The 17134-nt window shown below is 58.6% G+C and carries 16 protein-coding genes and 6 tRNA genes; 9 read left to right on the top strand and 13 right to left on the bottom strand.

Annotation, left to right across the window (positions count from 1 at the left end):
• Positions 1–21 precede the first annotated feature (21 nt).
• Positions 22–1203 carry an NAD(P)/FAD-dependent oxidoreductase gene (locus ACS92L_RS02200; protein WP_438766706.1) on the bottom strand — a complete coding sequence of 394 codons (1182 nt, stop codon included), beginning with the start codon at positions 1201–1203 and terminating at the stop codon, positions 22–24.
• Positions 1204–1299: 96 nt separating this feature from the next.
• Positions 1300–2295: a phosphogluconate dehydrogenase (NAD(+)-dependent, decarboxylating) gene (gene gnd / locus ACS92L_RS02195; RefSeq protein WP_438766705.1), complete on the bottom strand. Its 996-nt coding sequence runs from the start codon at positions 2293–2295 to the stop codon at positions 1300–1302.
• Between the two features lie 355 nt (positions 2296–2650).
• Between gnd and ACS92L_RS02190 the strand changes: the two genes are divergently transcribed.
• Positions 2651–3928 carry an acyltransferase family protein gene (locus tag ACS92L_RS02190; protein ID WP_438766704.1) on the top strand — a complete coding sequence of 426 codons (1278 nt, stop codon included), beginning with the start codon at positions 2651–2653 and terminating at the stop codon, positions 3926–3928.
• A gap of 506 nt (positions 3929–4434) precedes the next feature.
• Positions 4435–5421 carry an acrylyl-CoA reductase (NADPH) gene (acuI, locus tag ACS92L_RS02185; protein WP_438766703.1) on the top strand — a complete coding sequence of 329 codons (987 nt, stop codon included), beginning with the start codon at positions 4435–4437 and terminating at the stop codon, positions 5419–5421.
• Between the two features lie 84 nt (positions 5422–5505).
• On the opposite strand, the gene ACS92L_RS02180 is transcribed toward acuI, so the two are convergent.
• The 11 genes from ACS92L_RS02180 to ACS92L_RS02130 form a co-directional block, all read right to left on the bottom strand.
• Positions 5506–5799, bottom strand: a complete 294-nt coding sequence (locus ACS92L_RS02180) for a hypothetical protein (RefSeq protein WP_438766702.1) — start codon at positions 5797–5799, stop codon at positions 5506–5508.
• Between the two features lie 294 nt (positions 5800–6093).
• A tRNA-Ser gene (locus tag ACS92L_RS02175) sits at positions 6094–6181 on the bottom strand.
• 82 nt (positions 6182–6263) lie between these two features.
• Positions 6264–6824: an NAD(P)H nitroreductase gene (locus ACS92L_RS02170; protein WP_438766701.1), complete on the bottom strand. Its 561-nt coding sequence runs from the start codon at positions 6822–6824 to the stop codon at positions 6264–6266.
• Between the two features lie 14 nt (positions 6825–6838).
• Positions 6839–7663: an NADPH-dependent 7-cyano-7-deazaguanine reductase QueF gene (gene queF, locus ACS92L_RS02165; RefSeq protein ID WP_438766700.1), complete on the bottom strand. Its 825-nt coding sequence runs from the start codon at positions 7661–7663 to the stop codon at positions 6839–6841.
• A 2-nt stretch (positions 7664–7665) separates the two neighbouring features.
• Positions 7666–8439, bottom strand: a complete 774-nt coding sequence (locus ACS92L_RS02160) for an ABC transporter permease (RefSeq protein ID WP_438766698.1) — start codon at positions 8437–8439, stop codon at positions 7666–7668.
• Positions 8439–9389 (bottom strand): ABC transporter ATP-binding protein, encoded by a 951-nt coding sequence (locus tag ACS92L_RS02155; RefSeq protein WP_438766697.1) that lies wholly within the window; start codon positions 9387–9389, stop codon positions 8439–8441. The genes ACS92L_RS02160 and ACS92L_RS02155 overlap by 1 nt, the downstream gene beginning before the upstream one ends.
• Before the next feature lie 318 nt (positions 9390–9707).
• Positions 9708–9783 (bottom strand) — tRNA-Glu (locus ACS92L_RS02150).
• 77 nt (positions 9784–9860) lie between these two features.
• A tRNA-Gly gene (locus tag ACS92L_RS02145) sits at positions 9861–9935 on the bottom strand.
• 13 nt (positions 9936–9948) lie between these two features.
• A tRNA-Glu gene (locus tag ACS92L_RS02140) sits at positions 9949–10024 on the bottom strand.
• A gap of 75 nt (positions 10025–10099) precedes the next feature.
• Positions 10100–10174 (bottom strand) — tRNA-Gly (locus ACS92L_RS02135).
• Positions 10175–10195: 21 nt separating this feature from the next.
• Positions 10196–10271 (bottom strand) — tRNA-Glu (locus tag ACS92L_RS02130).
• Between the two features lie 286 nt (positions 10272–10557).
• Between ACS92L_RS02130 and ACS92L_RS02125 the strand changes: the two genes are divergently transcribed.
• The 7 genes from ACS92L_RS02125 to ACS92L_RS02095 all read left to right on the top strand — a co-directional run bounded on the left by ACS92L_RS02125 (position 10558) and on the right by ACS92L_RS02095 (position 17125).
• Positions 10558–12213: a gamma-glutamyltransferase family protein gene (locus ACS92L_RS02125; RefSeq protein WP_438766696.1), complete on the top strand. Its 1656-nt coding sequence runs from the start codon at positions 10558–10560 to the stop codon at positions 12211–12213.
• Positions 12214–12362: 149 nt separating this feature from the next.
• Positions 12363–12761, top strand: coding sequence for a peptide-methionine (R)-S-oxide reductase MsrB (gene msrB, locus ACS92L_RS02120; RefSeq protein ID WP_438766695.1), 399 nt, complete (start codon positions 12363–12365; stop codon positions 12759–12761).
• A 123-nt stretch (positions 12762–12884) separates the two neighbouring features.
• On the top strand, positions 12885–13805 hold the full coding sequence (gene ylqF / locus ACS92L_RS02115; protein ID WP_438766694.1) for a ribosome biogenesis GTPase YlqF: 921 nt from the start codon (positions 12885–12887) through the stop codon (positions 13803–13805).
• 167 nt (positions 13806–13972) lie between these two features.
• Complete coding sequence (locus ACS92L_RS02110; RefSeq protein ID WP_438766693.1) at positions 13973–15193, top strand: pyridoxal phosphate-dependent aminotransferase; 1221 nt, start codon at positions 13973–13975, stop codon at positions 15191–15193.
• Between the two features lie 134 nt (positions 15194–15327).
• Positions 15328–16230, top strand: coding sequence for a protease HtpX (gene htpX, locus ACS92L_RS02105; protein ID WP_438766692.1), 903 nt, complete (start codon positions 15328–15330; stop codon positions 16228–16230).
• Between the two features lie 214 nt (positions 16231–16444).
• Positions 16445–16816: a TetR/AcrR family transcriptional regulator gene (locus ACS92L_RS02100; protein WP_438766691.1), complete on the top strand. Its 372-nt coding sequence runs from the start codon at positions 16445–16447 to the stop codon at positions 16814–16816.
• A gap of 6 nt (positions 16817–16822) precedes the next feature.
• Positions 16823–17125: a hypothetical protein gene (locus ACS92L_RS02095; RefSeq protein WP_438766690.1), complete on the top strand. Its 303-nt coding sequence runs from the start codon at positions 16823–16825 to the stop codon at positions 17123–17125.
• Positions 17126–17134 lie beyond the last annotated feature (9 nt).

The following is a 17134-nucleotide window of genomic DNA, read 5'->3' as shown; positions in this document are numbered from 1 at the left end:
GCGTTTCCCTGTGCGCAGGTTCTATAGTTCCTGCGCACAGGCATATCCCGATGCCCACGCCCACTGAAAGTTGAACCCGCCCAGCTGCCCCGTAACGTCCAGAGCTTCACCGATAAAGTGCAGTCTTGGCCGGTCATGAACCGCAAAACTTTTCGATGAAATGGCACGGGTATCGATCCCCCCAATGGTAACTTCTGCCGTTCGCCACCCTTCGGTGCCTGCCGGTTTGATCGTAAAGTCCGCAATCTGTTGCGACAGCGTTTCGAGTTTCCGGTTGCTGTAGTCCGCCATGACGCCGGACAGCCCCAGCCACTCTTCCAGCGCCTGAGCCAGCCGTTTTGGCAGATGCTCGCCCAGCCAGCCACCAAGCGTTCTTTTGGGCGCATCCTGACGCACCCCCTTGAGCGTGGCAGCCAGATCATCCACATCAGGCAACCAGTTGATGTGAACCGTCTCACCGCCCTGCCAGTGACTCGATGCCTGCAAAATAGCAGGCCCCGAAAGCCCACGATGCGTCAGCAGCGTGGCATCACGATAGCGCCCCTCCCCACATCGCACGATGGTCGGTGCAGAGACCCCCGATAGCGCCGCCATGCGCTCCTTCCAGGGCATATCCAGCGTCAGCGGCACCAGTGCCGGACGAGGCGTGATCACATCAAGCCCGTACTGACGAGCAAGGTCATAGGCAAAGCCGGTCGCGCCCAGCGTCGGGATAGAGAGTCCACCGGTGGCAATGACCAGCTTGTCCGCCAACACTCGGCCGGTCGAGGTCGACAGCACAACACCTTCATCTCCGGCATCCACACTGTTGATGGATGTCGACACCCTGAGCTCGACCCCGGCCCACTGACATTCGGTCAAAAGCATGTCCACGATCGGCTGGCTGGAATCGTCACAAAAAAGCTGACCCGGCGCCTTTTCGATCGGCTCAATACCGTGACGCTCGACCATTTCCACGAAATCATTCGGCGTATAGCGCTTTAGTGCCGAAATGGTGAAGTGCGGGTTGCGCGAGAAAAAATGGCCGGGAGCCGTCGCCATATTGGTGAAATTGCATCGCCCGCCGCCCGACATCAGGATCTTCTTGCCGGGGCGCTTGACGTGATCGAGCAACAGGACCCGTTTGCCGCGATAACCGGCCTGCAGGGCGCACATCATGCCTGCGGCACCGGCACCGATGACCACTACATCCCAGTGATTCATTCGCTTTTCATCTCTTCATCAAACACTGCATGGGCCTTTCAATCAAAAAGAAAGGGGCCGCAAAAGCGGCCCCTGTTCACTGAACCTGTCAAAACCCTAGTCGGCGGGTGGCACGGGTGTTTCCACATGACCACCAAACTGCTGGCGCATGGCAGAAAGCAGCTTCTCGCCATACGTATTATCGCTGCGCGAACGAAATCGCGTAAAGAGGGCGCTGGTCAGCACATTGGCAGGCACGGCCTCTTCAATGGCCGCCTCGATGGTCCAGCGCCCTTCACCGGAGTCGTTGACCTCACCACTATACTGCGTCAGCTCATGATCTTCAGACAGGGCGATCGAGGTCAGATCCAGAAGCCAGGAGGAGATAACGCTGCCGCGACGCCAGAGCTCGGCGATATCCGCCAGGTCAAGCTCATAGCGCTCGCCTTCGGGAAGGGTCTCAAGATTACGGTTTTTGAGGATATCAAAGCCTTCGGCATAGGCCTGCATCATGCCGTATTCGATACCGTTGTGAACCATTTTGACAAAGTGACCGGAACCGACCGGACCGCAGTGCAGATAACCTTCTTCGGCACGGCCGTCAAAACGCTCGCCTTCGCGCCCGGGCGTCTTGTCGATATCACCGGTGCCCGGCGCCAGGGTCTGGAAAATGGGATCAAGTCGATCAACGATCTCCTTTTCGCCACCGATCATCAGGCAGTAGCCGCGCTCACGACCCCATACGCCGCCGGAAACACCAACATCAACGTAGTGAAGATCCTTTTCGCCGAGCTCACGGGCGCGACGCACATCGTCCTTGAAAAAGGCATTGCCGCCTTCGATCAACGTATCACCCGGCTCAAGCAGGTCGGACAGCTGACTGATGGTGGACTCGGTAATCTCTCCTGCCGGCAACATCAACCAGATGCTGCGCGGCGCGGGCAGTTTTTCCACCAGCGCCTTGAGGGAGTCCGCACTTTCGGCCCCATCCTTTTGAAGCGCGTTTCGTGCTTCATCGCTGGTATCGAATACGGCGCATTCGTGACCGGCGTCCATCAGACGGCGAGTAATATTGCCGCCCATTCTGCCCAGACCAATAATTCCTAGTTTCACTGTCGCGCTCCCGTCTCTTTGCGAGCCGGACCATCAGGCCCGACCACGTCAATGTCGTGATAACGAGTCTAACAAAGGCGCCTGTTTCCTGCCTCTCGCCACAACTTGCGCCAGACAAATCCTGATAGCTACCGACTATTTAACGCCTTGCCACTATGCCGATGTGTTCGAGCTTTTATATGAGTCTTAATGCGGCCATGCGGGCGCGCACCATGGCACAGAGCGGGCATTCATAAAGCGCAGGCTATCCGTTAACGTAAACCTACAAGTTACGTTGTATGACTTAAACAATCATTAAGTAACAATCTTGCTGACATACCCGTCACCACAAGCCCAAAAGTGGAGTGCTCGCTATATGCATCGGGAAAAATTTATTGCTCTTGACTGGTTGCGTTTCGCACTGGCGATCTATCTGGTGCTTTTCCATACCCTCAAGGAGTATGGCGACATCAAGGCCGTACAATGGATTTATAGCAGCATGAGTCTGGGATTTTATTCCACGAGCACCTTCTTCGTACTGTCCGGGTTTTTGTTGGCGCACGTCTACATTGGCAGAAACCAGGGCCGTAATCTCGACTACAAGCGCTTCTGGATCAAACGCTTCGCTTCGCTTTACCCTATCCATATTCTGGCGCTGATCATTGTTTTGCCGCTGGTGGTTGCCAATGCCGGTGGCATCACGCAGATCACGGTGACGCCCAATACCAATGACTGGGCAGAAGGCGGCAATATTGCCTCGCATATGCTTGGCATGGGCGGCTTTATAAGCAATATCCTGCTGCATGTCAGCCTCATGCATGCGTGGAGCCCGTTTTACACCACATTCAACTTTGCAACCTGGTCGCTTTCGGCCCTGTTTTTCTTTTATCTGGTGTTTCCCTTTATCGGGCCCGCTCTGGCGCGCATTCATCGCCCGCTGCTGGCACTGGTTGCCATCGGTCTCATCTACGCTCTGCCGGCGCTTTACATGTTCATGACGGGGACCAATGACAACGTGGTGGCACATGGCATCATGCATCGGAATCCGTTGCTTCGTCTTCCGGAGTTTCTGGCAGGCGTTGTGCTGCACCAGATCTATCTGCGTCACAAGCTGCTGATGGCATCGCTTTTCAGTGCGCGCGGCACACTGATTTCGCTGGGCTTCATTGTGGGCTGCTTTGCCTTGAGCGCCTGGATACATGCCGAAGTCAGGGGCGGCTGGTACTACCTGCTTCACAACGGTCTGCTGTTGCCCTCACAGCTGCTGCTGGTGCTGATGTGCGCCTGGTTTCAGCCCGACAGCAATACCGCTCAGGCAAAGGTGGCCACACGGCTGGGCGTGGCATCGCTTTCCATCTTCGCCCTGCACACCCCGCTCAACATGATTTCTTCCAAGATCGAGAAGCTGATACTTGGCGCCATCGAAATGTTCACCACCCAGGCACCTGTTTCCGTATCGTCACTGCTGAGTCTGGCTGGCGAACAAACGAGGGAGCTCTGGATGTATCCATTCTTTCTGGCAGGGGTCGTGGTGGTCTGCGTACTTTTCCAGGAACAGCTGGTCAACAGAGCGCGTACGATCGTTCAGGAAAGGCTTTTGGACAAAAACAAGAACAAGCGCGGTCGACCCGGAATGTTTCATGGTCACGCTTGATCGGGATAAACGCTCTGGATCACTGGAATCGATCAAGGCACACAGGCCAGGGATCTCTAACTAAACTTTAGTTACCAAAAGCAACACATTATGTAACAATATAGTCACGTTGGTGGTGAACAACCACGACGTTATTTTCAGGCCGGCCACGCACCCTCGCAGCCGGCCTTTTTTTATGCCTGAAATTTACAGCGTGTCTGCCTCTGCCTCAAAAGCCGCTTGAAAAGATGCAAAAGCGGACACATCCCTGTGCAGAAGGTTTTCCGTGACCGTCCAGGCGTCCTGCCCGAGGACAAGTATCCGACATCCTGTTTAGCGATATTTGATACACGTCAAGGTCACACAAAGCGTTACCGTTTGAATACACCGTCATCATCCACACCGTTTGCTAACCTCTCGGGCCGGCTGCCGGCCCGGGTCGCAATAGCTGCCTCAACAAACGCTCATCACCGTCATGGCTTTCGGTAGTGATACCCTTTTGGAGTTAGCCGACAAAGGAGAGCGTCATGTTTCGTGCCATCGTGATTACCAGGGCAGAAGATCAATCCACGAATGCAGCGGTGACCGAGCTCGCCCCTGAGACGCTACCTGAAGGGAACGTGCAGGTGCGTATCGACTGGAGCACGCTCAATTACAAGGACGCCCTGGCCATGACGGGCCGGGGCGCAGTCGTGCGTCAATTTCCGATGGTGCCCGGCATCGACCTTGCCGGCGTGATAGAGCACAGCGACAGCGCTGACTGGTCACCCGGTGATCGCGTACTGGTCAACGGTTGGGGCATTGGTGAAAAGCACTGGGGCGGGCTGGCACAGAAGGCGCGCGTAAACTCTGCCTGGCTGACACGCCTCCCTGACAACCTGAATGCCAGACAGGCCATGTCGATCGGTACCGCAGGATACACGGCCATGCTGAGTGTCATGGCGCTGGAACGCCACGGCCTGACACCCGATCAGGGCGACGTGCTTGTCACTGGCGCCAGCGGCGGCGTAGGCACCTTCGCCATCATGCTGCTGGCAGGGCAAGGCTACCGAGTGGTTGCCGCCACCGGGCGCACCGAAGAGCAAAACTACCTCAAGGCGCTGGGTGCCTCGGAGATCATTCATCGCGATGAGCTCTCTGCACCGGGTAGACCTCTGGGCAAGACACGCTGGGCAGGCGTGATCGACTCGGCAGGCAGCCATACGCTGGCCAATGCCTGCGCTCACACGCATGAAAACGGGCTGGTCGCTGCCTGCGGTCTGGCTCAGGGAATGGAGTTTCCGGCCACCGTGGCACCGTTCATTTTAAGGGGCGTCACGCTTTTGGGCATCAACAGCGTTACAAGACCCCAGACAGAGCGCCAAACGGCCTGGTCGCGACTGGCCAGCGAGATCGATACCGATATGCTTGACACCACAACCAGAGAAATCGGTCTTTCAAACGCCATCAGCGCCGCTGACGACCTTCTTGCCGGCAGGGTCCGTGGCCGACTGGTGGTCGACGTTAGCCGTTAGGACTCGAGAAACAGATCAGAGGTCGATGCATGAAAAAGGCGCTCGGTGAATCACCGAGCGCCCCAGAGTCTTGCCCCGCCTTTGCTACTTGATCAGCTTTCCCCAGTCATCGTCGGTTTCTTCCACAACGACATTGATCATGCAGCGATGAAGATCCGACTGTTCATCACTAACCTGATACTCAAACAGGCGACTTTTCACCCGACCGGCGAAGCTTTTTTCCTCGACACCAACATGGTTGATGCGCACGTAATCACCCACGGCCGGCAGAGTCGGCGGCTTCGCCGTTTGCTCGTCGGTAATCTGAACGGCGTCGCCGGTATCAACCGGCTGCTCAGCGCCCTTTGGAAGGTACTGATAGTTGAAGAAATAACGCATGGTCTCTCCCGAGTCATCTGTCTGCTTCTCAAGAATGGACCGGAAACGCGCTGTCGGACAGGAGGATTTTCGTTACGCCACCGGTAACAACCTTATTACTCTGGTCGCGCTGGGCGTGAAGACACAAAAAGGACAACCAGGTATTGGCCTGATTTTTTTGCCAGGGTGTCTCGAGTACGAAATCCTCAACGGCGAAACGCCCTGCTCTTCAGCGCGCCGGAAACGCCCTGTCGTCCGGTCCAGTCTTCCAGACACGAAAAAGCCGGCTACAGGAGCCGGCTCATTCTGAATTTGTGGCGGAGGGGGAGGGATTCGAACCCTCGAAGCCTTGCGGCTTACACACTTTCCAGGCGTGCTCCTTCGACCACTCGGACACCCCTCCGCATTGTCATCCGCGCAGGATTACCTGCGAGAACGGCGCACATCCTGACATGATGGCTTGGTAATTGCAAGCACGGATGCGCCTAAGTGCTGATACGTTCGACAAAATCGGCAGGATCGAGCGATTTCAGGGATCGATCGCCCCGGACACAATGACCCAGGTATAAAAACCCCACGAGCTCATCGTCCCGACCAAGCCCCATCGCCTGATGCACATGCCGATGATGGGCAAAATCTCCCGTACGCCACATGGCACCCAACCCCTGAGCATGCGCGGCATAAAGCATGGCATGTGCCGCACAGCCGGCCGAAATGACCTGCTCGATTCGCGGCACCTTGTGGTTGGCTTTTACAGCCGCCACAACGGCAATGACCACCGGCGCTCGCAGAGGTTTACTGCGCGCCTTGTCGAGCGTTTTGTCGCTGACGTCAGGGTTATCCGCCTGCTCGGCACGCGCAAACAGCGCGCCGAGCGTCTCACGCCCGGCGCCTGTGTACTCCACAAAGCGCCACGGACGAAGCTCACCGTGATCCGGCGCCCGCAAAGCGGCGCGATAGATCATCGACATCTGCTCGGCGGTAGGCGCCGGCCCGTCCAGCTTGCCGTGGGACTGACGGTCCAGAAGCAGTGCCGTGGCATCCATGTGCATCTCCTGTCTCACTGACGCATCAAGCGCAGTGTCTTGATCGGGGTCTCGCCGGGCAGTGACCGCCAGGGGCTGATATCCAGTCCGCCGCGGCGCACGTAGCGCGCCATGACCAACAGCTGGTCCGGCTCGGCCTCGCGCAAAAGGTCCATGAACATGCGCTCGACGCAGTGCTCGTGAAACTCCTGATGCTCGCGAAAGGAGATGATATAGGCCAAAAGCGCATGATGATCGAGCGCCGGACCGCGGTAGCGAATCAGCACGCTGCCCCAATCGGGCTGACCGGTAACCGGGCAGTTGGACTTGAGCAGGTGCGAGTGCACGGTCTCTTCGACAATCTCGTTGTCGGTGATGATCAGCTCGGGATCAGGCTGATAGGTATCGACTTCGACCTCGAGATCGTCCAGGCAGAGACCGGGCAAGCGCCCGGGGGCCAGTGCCATGTCATCCACGCCAAACAGCGTGACTTCCACTTCGGCATCCACCACCCGCGACAGGTCCTGCCTGAGTACCCGGCGCACCTCAACGGAAGAAGCAAATCGGGTCTGGTTGAAGCTATTGAGATAGAGCTTCCAGGACTTGGACTCGATCAGGTGAGTCGAGCCGGCAGGCACTCGAAAGCGGGCAATGGCTACTACCGGCTTGCCGGTCGGCGTCAGCCAGGAGAGCTCAAAGGCCTGCCACTCGTCTTCTCCCTCGAAGGGCAGATCGTCCTCGTCAAGATCCAGCGACGCCCGATTGACACTGCGCGCGATGGGATACAGCAGTGACGGGTCGTACTCGGTGATGTAGGCACTGGTCTGCCCCAGTGGTGCATCTGTCAGGTCGTCGCTCATGATCAGCTACGCAGCCCCTTGCCACGGCGCAGCAGCCATATGGCCGCGGAGAAGAAAATCACGATAAACACCGCGATGGCTCCGACAGCTGCGCCAACATTGATATCGGAAACGCCAAGAATACCGTATCGGAACGTGTTGACCATATACAGAATCGGATTGATCAGGGAAACGTTCTGCCAGAACTCCGGAAGGGTGTGAATCGAATAGAACACGCCCCCCAGATAGGTCAGCGGGGTCAGCACGAAAATGGGCACGATCGAGATGTCGTCAAACTTCTTGCCCAGCAGCGCATTGATAAAGCCGCCGATGGAAAAGAGCACGGCCGTCATGATCACTACCAGCACGGTCAGAATCGGATGCTGAATCTGCAGATCGGTGAAAAAAAGCGACACGGCGGTCACGATAATGCCCACTGCCAGCCCGCGCGCGGCACCGCCGATCACAAATCCCGACAGCACCAGCCAGTTGGGCATGGGCGAGATGATCATCTCTTCGACGCTGCGCTGAAACTTGCTGCCAAAAAACGAGGACGCCACGTTGGAGTAGCTGTTGGTAATGACCGACATCATGATCAAACCGGGCACGATGTAATCCATATAATCGACCCCATCCATCTGGCCGATACGTGAACCGATCAGGTTGCCGAAGATGATGAAATACATCGTCATCGTGATGGAGGGCGGCAGCAGCGTCTGCGGCCAGATCCGCATGAAACGGCGAATCTCGCTGCGCACGATGGTCCATAGCGCCACCAGCTTTTGTCGAGCGTTCATCAGCGAATGCCTCCCTGCTGCCCTTCTGTCCTGTTGCTGCCTTCCACCATTCGCACAAAAAGCTCCTCGAGCCGGTTGGCACGATTGCGCATCGAGACCACCTCGATATTCTGCTCGCTCAGTCGCGCAAAGGCGTCGTTGATGCGCTGCCCCTTGTCGACCGACAGCGTCAGCTGAGAGTCATCAAGGCGTTCCACGTCAAAGCCTTCGATGACCGGACACTGCGCTACCGGTGAGGCCAGATCCAGCACGAAGGTCTCGCGACTAAGCTGTCCCAGAAGCTCTCGCATACTGGTGTTGTGCACGATTTCGCCGTGATTGATGATGGCGATATTGCGACACAGGCTTTCCGCCTCTTCCAGATAGTGCGTCGTCAGGATGATGGTGGTGCCTTCCTGCTCGTTGATGCGCTTCATGTACTCCCACATGCTGCGGCGCAGCTCGATATCCACACCGGCCGTGGGCTCATCGAGAATCAACAGTTTCGGCCGATGAATCAGGGCACGCGCGATCATCAGACGTCGCTTCATCCCGCCGGAGAGCATTCGCGCTGCGTCGTGGCGCTTGTCCCACAGCCCGAGATCCTCCAGCAGCTGATGAGCGCGCTCCTCGGCCTGACGGCGCGGAATGCCGTAATAGCCGGCCTGGGTCAGCACGATATCTTCAACCTTTTCAAACTGGTTGAAGTTGAATTCCTGGGGTACGACACCAAGATGGTAGCGGGCACGGGCAAAATCACGGTCAACGTCGATGCCATAGATCGACACCTCGCCTGCGGTTTTGCGCACCAGCGAACTGACCACCCCAAGCGTTGTGGACTTGCCGGCGCCGTTGGGACCCAAAAGCGCGAAGAAATCGCCCTGGGGCACTTCCAGATCGATACCCTTGAGGGCGTGAAAGCTATTGTCGTAAACCTTGGTAAGGCCTCTTATGGAGAGGGCAGCAGGCACAGTCAGAACTCCATGACGATCGAAAATATCGCCGCAAATGCACGTACCAGAAGGTGTGCTACCTCACCCCGTCAGGACAGGGCAGAAAAGGCGGCGATAGAGAAACGCCCCGAAAGGGGGTGAAATGAAAGCATCCCTTGCTGAAACGCCATGGTCCGGCGCTGACAGGGATGCGTCTTGCCAGGCAGCAATAATAGTCGAACCCGCAGCGGTCAGCACTGCTCAGCTACAAAAAAGCAGACAACAAACCCTGCCCTGCATGAATGTGCAAGGGGCGATACATCAAAGCGATATGCAAGGGGAAACAAGAAAGCCGGGTGGCGTCCCATAGGGGGTTCGAACCCCTGTTACCGCCGTGAAAGGGCGGTGTCCTGGACCACTAGACGAATGGGACGTATTGGCTCGATCAGAAAAACCGATCAGACCTGTCTGTCAGGCAATGATACGGATTATTTGATCTTTAATCGAAAATGGAGCGGGAAAGGAGATTCGAACTCCCGACCCTCGCCTTGGCAAGGCGATGCTCTACCACTGAGCTATTCCCGCTTGAAACAAGAAGTGGCGTCCCGTAGGGGGTTCGAACCCCTGTTACCGCCGTGAAAGGGCGGTGTCCTGGACCACTAGACGAACGGGACGCATCTGGCGCGAAAAAGGAAATCGATCGGGCTGAAATTTCAGCTTACGATTTTGCTGCTTTACGCTACCAAAATTGGAGCGGGAAAGGAGATTCGAACTCCCGACCCTCGCCTTGGCAAGGCGATGCTCTACCACTGAGCTATTCCCGCACCGGTCATCAATGAAGCGAGTGGCGTCCCATAGGGGGTTCGAACCCCTGTTACCGCCGTGAAAGGGCGGTGTCCTGGACCACTAGACGAATGGGACGTATCCGGTTCGCCTCACCGAGTGGCGCGCATATTACCCATGCAGCGTAGATGTGTCAAGCATGTCTCATGACATCAGAGTCACTTTTATCGATTTGCCCGGTTTCGGCAAGGCACTCCCTTCTCTGGTCAGGCAGCGTCCCTACCAACCTGATATCTGGCGCGTTTTTTGCATCAAGTGAAACTCACTCACAAAACGCAGGTGCCTGATGTCCTTTACGCGTCGAAGATTTTTAAGCGCTACAGCCGCGTCTACCACGGCAGGCCTGACCATGGGATTTCCCCGAATGAGCAGTGCGCAGCCCCGAGACGACCAACAGGCGCCGGCCACCACCGACTTCCAGCCCGCCGCGGCCTTCAACACACAGCGAAGCTACGGGGGCGGCAGCTGTGTCGCGCCACACCACCTGGCGGCCAATGCCGGGCGCGACATACTCAAGCAGGGCGGCAATGCCATCGAGGCCATGGTGGCGGCAGCCTCTGCCATCGCGGTGGCCTACCCGCACATGAACGCGCTGGGTGGCGACGGCTTCTGGCTGATCAGTGAACCCGGCAAGGCGCCGGTGGCCATCGATGCCTGTGGCAACGCGGCCGGACTTGCCAGCACCGACTTTTACGCCGGGCAGCCAGGCATTCCGGAACGGGGACCCAAAGCTGCCCTGACCATGGCAGGGACCATCAGCGGCTGGCAAAAGGCGCTCGATATTGGTGCAGACTGGGGCACACCCTTGCCACTGGGCACTATCATGGGAGATGCCATTCGTTACGCCGAACAGGGCATCGCTGTCTCCAGAAGCCAGGAAGCGCTGGCACGCAAACATTTTGAGCGCCTGTCACAAAGCCCCGGCTTCAACGAATCCTTTTTGATTAACGGTGAAATACCTCGTGAAGGTCAGCGTCTGCGCCAACCACGTCTGGCCGCCACGCTGCAACGCCTTGCCGATGCCGGGCTCGATGATTTTTATCGCGGCGAGCTGGCCCGCAGCATGGCAAAGGATCTCGAGTCGCTGGGCAGCCCGCTTCGCCTGCAGGACTTTCACGACTACCAGGCACAGGTGGTCACCCCGCTGGAAGTCGAGCTCAACAATGCCACGCTCTACAATCTGCCTGCACCGACCCAGGGCATGGCCTCGCTGATGATTCTGGGCCTTTACGAGCGGCTCAACATCGACAGCGGCGAAGGCTTCGCCCATCTGCACGGTCTGGTCGAGGCCACCAAGCGCGCCTTTATACTGCGGGATCAATACATTACCGACCCCGAGCGTATGACAACGAATCTCCAGACGCTTTTAAGCAGTGAACGCCTGGATCGTGAAGCCTCGATGATCGATCCGCAAAAGGCGCTGGCCTGGCCACACACGCCCGAGCCCGGGGACACCATCTGGATGGGGACGGTCGACAGCGAAGGCCGCTCGGTCAGCTTTATCCAGAGCCTTTACTGGGAGTTCGGCAGCGGCGTGGTGCTGCCCGAAAGCGGCGTTTTGTGGCAAAACCGGGGCGTGAGCTTCTCGCTGGACCCGGAGGACCTGCGGGCCCTGGCGCCGGGGCGTAAACCGTTTCATACCCTCAACCCGGCACTGGCACGCTTCAAGGATGGGCGCACCATGGTCTATGGCACCATGGGGGGTGAAGGCCAACCGCAGACCCAGGCCGCCATTTTCTCGCGCTACGCCCTGCACGGCATGCCGCTGCAGCAGGCGATCGCAGCACCACGCTGGCTGCTGGGGCGCACCTGGGGCGAAAGCAGCACCAATTTAAAGCTGGAGTCGCGCGTCTACACGCCACTGGTCAACGAGCTCAAACAGGCCGGCCACGACGTGGAAGTCCTGCCCGAGACCTTTACCGACACCATGGGCCACGCCGGTGCCATCGTGCACCATCCTGACGGTCTGCTGGAAAGTGCCCACGACCCGCGAAGCGATGGCGGCGCCGCCAGCGTCTAAATGGCATCCTGTCACCCGATACAGCGATGAGTGATACGGTTTGATTCATGTCACTGCCGCGGACAGGCGTGCGCCGTTCTATCCTGATAGGATGCCGGCCTGTCCGGGCAGCCGTCTGGCTGGCATGAACAAGGACCGAGGAGAATGTCATGGAAAAGGTACACAAAAGCGACAGCGAATGGCGCGAGGCGCTCACCGACGAGCAGTATCGCGTGACCCGTCAGGCGGGCACCGAGCGCCCCTATACCGGCGACTACCAGGTCGAGCCCGTCCAGGGCATCTATCACTGCGTCTGCTGCAATGCCCCGCTGTTTGAAAACGAGCACAAGTTCGAGTCGCACTGCGGCTGGCCGAGCTTCGACCGGCCGCTGGCCGATGCCGCGCTGGAAGAGCACACCGATGACACCATGGGCATGCGCCGCATCGAGGTCACCTGCCGACGCTGCGATGCCCACCTGGGCCACGTCTTCCCTGATGGCCCGCGTGATACGACCGGGCTGCGCTACTGCATCAACTCGGTGGCCATGACGTTTCATCAGGGCGAATAGCCCGGGATATCGTGATGGCCGCGTCGAGCGCTTCGGCATCGACGTCTGACAGGGTACACTGCGCGGCCATCATCGCGGTGCGCGCAGTGTGCCCGCCCAACTGCATGGCAACAGGAGAAATTTATGCTGGGCTGGTTCCCCGGGCATATGAACAAGGCCAGACGCCAGATCAGCGAAGCCCTGCCCGAAATTGATGTGGTCATTGAGGTGCTGGACGCGCGTCTGCCCTACTCCAGCGCCAACCCCATGCTGGGGGATCTGATTCGTCACAAGCCGTCGCTCAAGCTGCTCTCGCGCGCCGACCTGGCCGACCCGGCCGTCACCCGGGAATGGATCGAGCACTTTGACGCCCAGCCCGATGTGCGCGCCATGGCCGTGGTGACCACCGACACCCGAGCGCTCAAACCGCTCTACAAGCTCTGCCATGAGCTGGCCGGCCATATCCGTGAAGACCGTGATGTTCGCGTCATGGTGATGGGTATCCCCAACGTCGGGAAATCCACCCTGATCAACACGCTCGCCGGCAAGAAAATTGCCAAAACGGGCAACGAGCCGGCCGTCACCAAACGACAGCAGAAGATCCGCATCGGTCAGCGCATTGCCCTGACCGATACACCCGGCGTGCTCTGGCCGCGCATCGAAGATCAAAACAGCGCCTACCGACTGGCCGCCAGCGGTGCCATTCGTGATACCGCGCTGGAATACGTCGATGTGGCCTCCGTGGCAGCACTGGCGCTGGCGGCGCGTTATCCCGACGCCCTTCGATCGCGCTACAAGCTGGACGCCCTGGGCGATACCGGTGAATCCATTGTGCGTGAGATTGCCACCCGTCGCGGTGGCCTGCGTGCCGGTGGCGAAGTCGATATGCATCGCGGCGCCGAGGTGCTGCTGATGGATCTGCGCGGCGGCAAACTGGGCCCCATTTCGCTGGAAACGCCCACCGACATCCCCGATGAAGCAGGCATTGAAGCCATGCGTGCCGAACGCGAGCGCTTCAATAAAGGGGAAAACTTTCTCGACGATGACGCCCTTGGCGAACAGTAATGTCAGCCCCGTGATACAGCGATGGCATCACGGGCAGACGGCGCGGTATGCTGAAATGACAGGCACCCTTTGATGTCTGTCATTTTTCATGGTTATGGCAGAACCACCGAGGCCGCTCTGCCGGCCGACGGCTGTCCCCTTTCATTTCAGCGGACCCCTTGAGCAGCATGACCACGCCGATCAAAAAATCCCACAAGCTCGACCACGTCTCCTACGACATTCGCGGTCCGGTACTTGAGCACGCCAAACGGCTCGAGGATGAGGGGCATCGCATCCTGAAGCTCAATATCGGCAACCCTGCACCCTTTGGTTTTGAGGCGCCCGAAGAGATCCTGCAGGATGTCATGCGCAACCTGCCCACCGCGCAGGGCTACTGCGATTCAAAAGGCCTCTATTCGGCGCGCAAGGCCATCATGCAGGAGTGCCAGCGCAACCGGGTCGAAGGGGTAGGCATCGAGGACATCTATGTCGGCAACGGCGTCTCCGAGATGATCGTCATGGCCATGCAGGCTCTTCTCGATGACGGCGACGAGGTACTGGTACCGGCGCCCGATTACCCGCTCTGGACGGCCGCCGCCAATCTCGCCAGCGGCCGGGCCGTTCATTACCTCTGCGACGAGAGTCAGGGCTGGGAGCCGGATATCGAGGATATTCGACAAAAGGTCACGGCCCGCACCCGGGCACTCGTGCTGATCAATCCCAACAACCCGACCGGCGCCGTCTACTCAAGGCAGGTCATCGAAAACGTGCTGCAGGTGGCACGCGAGCACGGCCTGATCGTCTTCTCCGACGAGATCTACGACAAGATTCTCTACGACGGCGCCTTTCATACCCCGACGGCGTCGCTGGCCGATGATCTTTTGATCATTACCATGAACGGGCTGTCCAAGAGCTATCGCTGCGCCGGTTTTCGCGCCGGCTGGATGATCGTCTCGGGTGAAAAGCGTCATGCCCGGGACTACATCCAGGGCCTGGACATGCTGGCCTCCATGCGACTGTGTGCCAACGTGCCGGCACAGCACGCCATTCAGACGGCGCTGGGTGGCTATCAGTCGATCAACGATCTGGTCCTGCCCGGCGGCCGGCTGCTGGCTCAGCGTGACACGGCCTGGGAGAAGCTCAACGAGATCCCCGGTGTGAGCTGCGTGAAGCCCCACGGTGCGCTTTACATGTTCCCGCGGCTCGACCCGGCCATGTACGACATCAAGGATGATCAGCAGCTGGTACTGGATCTGCTGCTCGAAGAGAAGATGCTGCTGGTGCAGGGTACGGCGTTCAACTGGCCCACGCCCGATCATCTTCGCATCGTGACGCTGCCCTGGGCCGATCAGCTTGAAGACGCCATCGACCGGCTGGGGCGGTTCCTCGCCCGCCGTCGTCAGGCGTGATCACCTAAACGATGCTTAAGGCGTGATTGAAACTCCCGGCGCCAGCACTTATCTAAGGGCTGTCGCTGGCGCCTGCCGCGCCCCCGCTGGACGGGCGGCCAATTGACATATCATTTCAACGGAGACCACCGGTCATGATGAGGATCGTCCTCTTTCTTGCCACCAACCTGGCAGTAGTGCTGGTGGCAAGCATCACGCTGCGCCTTCTTGGCGTGGAGAGTTATCTTGCCGGCAGCGGGCTCAACATGACCTCGCTGCTGATATTTTGTTTTGTGTTCGGCATGGCCGGCTCGCTGGTATCGCTACTGCTGTCCAAAAAGATGGCCAAGTGGAGCACGAAGGCCCAGATCATTGACCGCCCGAGCAATGCCAACGAGCAGTGGCTTTACGACACCGTCGCCGAGCTTTCCCGCGATGCCGGTATCAAGATGCCTGAAGTAGGTGTCTTCCCGGCGCAGCAGGCCAACGCCTTTGCCACCGGCTGGAACAAGAACGACGCGCTGGTGTGCGTCTCGGCCGGACTGCTCAATCAGATGCGCCCCGAAGAAGTTCGCGCCGTTCTGGGCCACGAGATCGGCCACGTGGCCAACGGCGACATGGTCACCCTGTCACTGATCCAGGGCGTTTTGAACACCTTCGTGATGTTCTTTGCCCGTGTGGCCGCACAGCTGCTGGACAGCTTTCTGCGTCGTGATGACAGCGGCGGCGGGCTGGGGTTCATGGGCTATTTCGCCGTGGTCATGGTGCTGGAGATCGTATTTGGTCTGGCAGCCTCGGTGATCGTTGCCTGGTTTTCGCGCTATCGTGAATACCGCGCCGATGAGGCCGGAGCAAGGCTTGCCGGCAGCGGCGCCATGATCAACGCCCTGGCACGCCTCAAGGCGCAGCAGGACATGCCCGATCAGATGCCGGACTCCCTGACCGCCTTTGCCATCACCACCGGCCAGACCCGCAAGATCATGGAAAAGCTCTTCGCCAGCCACCCCCCGCTGGACGATCGCATCGCAGCTTTGAAAAAGGCAGCCTACCAGCAGTAACAGCCAGGTCATACGCTGCAGCTGACACAAAAAGGCCCGCCCTCTGGCGAGGCCTTTTTTATGGTCGTTTCATGGCGTTCGCATCGCTCCGCTCGTCGTATCAACCGCCCGTTAATGAGGCATTAAATCTCTTTGGTCGATACCCGCGGATAACGTTTTGACAGAGGTCCTGCATCGAATTTATATAGATCGGTCTATACAGGAAACACTGCCCATGCCTGCTTCCAAACGTGACCATTTGCTGACCACTGCCGAACAGCTTTTTCATGAGCAGGGATTTCACGCCACCGGGATCGATCGCATCGTGTCAGCGGCCGGCGTGGTCCGCATGACCCTCTACAATCACTTCAGCTCCAAGGAAGCGTTGATCCTTACGGTGCTGGACGCGCGCCACCAGCGCTTTATCAAAAGCCTTGATATCGCTGTGGCCAGCGCTCCTGAAAGTCATGCGACAAGCGCACTGGCCGAGGCACATGGCCAATGGCTAAACGCCTACAGTCAGCATGGCTGCATCATGCTCAAGGCCATGGGGGAATTCGCCGAACACAGCGCGGCCATTCCGGCGCCCGGCGACAGACTGCGTTAATGCCTCATGGGCGTGTTTGACCAGCGGCTCGGCGTCAAGGTCGACAGCTTTGTGCGAGGCCCTGTCGGTCGTGCCGATCAGGACACCGCAAAGAGTGTCATTACACTCGGCCACCTGAAGGTAGTCTGCATTTTGAAAGTCCTTCGCCAGAAACATGATGGCCATGTCGCGAAGAGCCGTTTGATCAGTGACAGCGGTGAAAATGGCAACATTCATGTTGGTCACGAAGATGTCGACGACACGAGCGAAGTCGTCAGCACTGGCGGGCCGATACTGGATGTTCATGGACATTGCCTGTTTTCAGGTTGAGGGCCATAC

The organism is Kushneria halocnemicola (assembly GCF_965650455.1).
GTDB lineage: Bacteria > Pseudomonadota > Gammaproteobacteria > Pseudomonadales > Halomonadaceae > Kushneria.
This window is presented reverse-complemented; position numbering and strand designations above follow the sequence as displayed.

Excerpts from the sequence above, each read along its gene's own strand:
- ACS92L_RS02100 (WP_438766691.1), top strand. The coding sequence starts at position 16,445 with ATGCCTGCTTCCAAACGTGACCATTTGCTGACCACTGCCGAACAGCTT.
- ACS92L_RS02180 (WP_438766702.1), bottom strand. The coding sequence starts at position 5,799 with ATGCGTTATTTCTTCAACTATCAGTACCTTCCAAAGGGCGCTGAGCAG.
- queF (WP_438766700.1), bottom strand. The coding sequence starts at position 7,663 with ATGAGCGACGACCTGACAGATGCACCACTGGGGCAGACCAGTGCCTAC.
- msrB (WP_438766695.1), top strand. The coding sequence starts at position 12,363 with ATGGAAAAGGTACACAAAAGCGACAGCGAATGGCGCGAGGCGCTCACC.
- ACS92L_RS02125 (WP_438766696.1), top strand. The coding sequence starts at position 10,558 with ATGAGCAGTGCGCAGCCCCGAGACGACCAACAGGCGCCGGCCACCACC.
- htpX (WP_438766692.1), top strand. The coding sequence starts at position 15,328 with ATGATGAGGATCGTCCTCTTTCTTGCCACCAACCTGGCAGTAGTGCTG.
- ACS92L_RS02110 (WP_438766693.1), top strand. The coding sequence starts at position 13,973 with ATGACCACGCCGATCAAAAAATCCCACAAGCTCGACCACGTCTCCTAC.
- ACS92L_RS02095 (WP_438766690.1), top strand. The coding sequence starts at position 16,823 with ATGGGCGTGTTTGACCAGCGGCTCGGCGTCAAGGTCGACAGCTTTGTG.
- ACS92L_RS02160 (WP_438766698.1), bottom strand. The coding sequence starts at position 8,439 with ATGAACGCTCGACAAAAGCTGGTGGCGCTATGGACCATCGTGCGCAGC.
- ACS92L_RS02170 (WP_438766701.1), bottom strand. The coding sequence starts at position 6,824 with ATGGATGCCACGGCACTGCTTCTGGACCGTCAGTCCCACGGCAAGCTG.
- acuI (WP_438766703.1), top strand. The coding sequence starts at position 4,435 with ATGTTTCGTGCCATCGTGATTACCAGGGCAGAAGATCAATCCACGAAT.
- ylqF (WP_438766694.1), top strand. The coding sequence starts at position 12,885 with ATGCTGGGCTGGTTCCCCGGGCATATGAACAAGGCCAGACGCCAGATC.
- ACS92L_RS02200 (WP_438766706.1), bottom strand. The coding sequence starts at position 1,203 with ATGAATCACTGGGATGTAGTGGTCATCGGTGCCGGTGCCGCAGGCATG.
- ACS92L_RS02190 (WP_438766704.1), top strand. The coding sequence starts at position 2,651 with ATGCATCGGGAAAAATTTATTGCTCTTGACTGGTTGCGTTTCGCACTG.